Origin of the sequence: Candidatus Viridilinea mediisalina (assembly GCF_002532535.1) — a bacterium.
GTDB lineage: Bacteria > Chloroflexota > Chloroflexia > Chloroflexales > Chloroflexaceae > Viridilinea > Viridilinea mediisalina.
Map to the genome: position 1 here is coordinate 1 of NZ_NQWI01000272.1, position 1496 is coordinate 1496.

General features: G+C 54.8%; 2 protein-coding genes. Both read left to right on the top strand.

Going from position 1 to position 1496, the window contains the following annotated elements:
* Positions 1–453: 453 nt before the first annotated feature.
* Positions 454–717, top strand: coding sequence for a hypothetical protein (locus tag CJ255_RS21935; RefSeq protein ID WP_097646193.1), 264 nt, complete (start codon positions 454–456; stop codon positions 715–717).
* A complete protein-coding gene (locus CJ255_RS21940; RefSeq protein ID WP_097646194.1) occupies positions 717–1172 on the top strand; it encodes a type II toxin-antitoxin system VapC family toxin in 456 nt (151 codons plus the stop codon). The genes CJ255_RS21935 and CJ255_RS21940 overlap by 1 nt, the downstream gene beginning before the upstream one ends.
* The last annotated feature ends 324 nt before the right edge of the window (positions 1173–1496 follow it).

Sequence of the window (1496 nt, forward strand, 5' to 3'; positions counted from 1 at the left end):
TAGCCGATAGCCGATAGCCGATAGCCGATAGCCGATAGCCGATAGCCGATAGCCGATAGCCGATAGCCGATAGCCGAGCATGGCATCTCAATGCGCTAGATTGTCATTGGACATGCGGCATGCTCAATGGTAATTGGTATAACATAGAGTGTAGATAGGGTGTGCGAGGGAACCAGGTTCCCTCGCATCCTTCATCAGTCCAAATGGTTCGTAGGCAATACCGTTTGTGAGGACGCGAGGACGCGAAGCCCGCACCTCTTTGCCTATGGTACCATTATGCAATGGTACAATGGAAGCATCTATAGCAAACGGGTGTGACCAAAATGCGTAGGTAGGGTATGCAAGGGAACCTGGTTCCCTCGCATCCTCTCACCCTCCGGCGGGGTGTGGGGCGCAGCCCTACAGATTCCGGTCACACCCATAGCAAACGAAGCATCCAAAGGGGCAGACGCCATGAATGCGATCGTAGAAGTTGACGAGCGTGGCACCATTCAACTACCCAGCGCGATGCTGGCGGTTCTCAAACCACGCACCCGCTACGTCCTTGAGCTACAAGGCGAGACGCTGCTGTTGCATCCAGTGACGGAGCCCCCTTTCTGGCAGAGTGCCACACCGCAGGAACGGGCTGAAGCAGTACGGCATTGGGCTGTGCGTGAACGTCCGGCAACACCACCCCTGCCTGAGTTCGCGCTCCGGCGTGATCACATGTACGATTGATGACAACCTATCTTTGCGATACAAATATCTGGTTGCGCGCTGTACAAAGTGAAGCAGCGCAGCATGCGTTCGCCATCAATGCATTGACGGCATTGCTTACTCGTGGGGACGAGATCGTCCTAACGGCACAAAACCTTATCGAATTCTGGTCAGTTGCAAGCCGTCCGATTGAGGCAAATGGTCTTGGTTGGCCAGCCGCGACGGTGCGACATGAGATTGATCAACTTCTCACTCAATTTCAACTGTTGGAAGAGACTCCAGCGATCTTTGTATACTGGCACCAACTTGTCACCAAGCATCATATCGTTGGCAGGCGTGTTCACGATGCACGACTAGCGGCGGTCATGCTCGCTCATGAGGTGACGCACCTGCTGACCTTCAATGGCAATGATTTCCGTGCATTTGACGAGATTGTCGTGGTAGCCCCAGCCGACGTGCTAGAAAGCCAGAAATAGCCGATAGGCAGGTAGGCGAGTAGGCAGGTAGACAGGTAGGCAGGTAGGCGAGCCGATAGAGCGCACACGCCTCGGTTGGACAAAGAACCCATTTCTCCCCGCACAGAGCGAACATTTACCTACTTTCGTAACTGTTCAGACTTGGGGTAAGCACTATGCTGGGAGCGCGGGCCTCCGGCCCGCATGCGGGCGGGACGCCCGCGCTCCCAGGAGAAGTGTGAACAGGTACCTGCTTTCGGATTTTCGGCTATCGGCTATCGGCTATCAACTATCGGCTATCGGCTATCAACTATCGGCTATCGGCTATCAACTATCGGCTATCGG

Excerpts from the sequence above, each read along its gene's own strand:
- CJ255_RS21935 (WP_097646193.1), top strand. The coding sequence starts at position 454 with ATGAATGCGATCGTAGAAGTTGACGAGCGTGGCACCATTCAACTACCC.
- CJ255_RS21940 (WP_097646194.1), top strand. The coding sequence starts at position 717 with ATGACAACCTATCTTTGCGATACAAATATCTGGTTGCGCGCTGTACAA.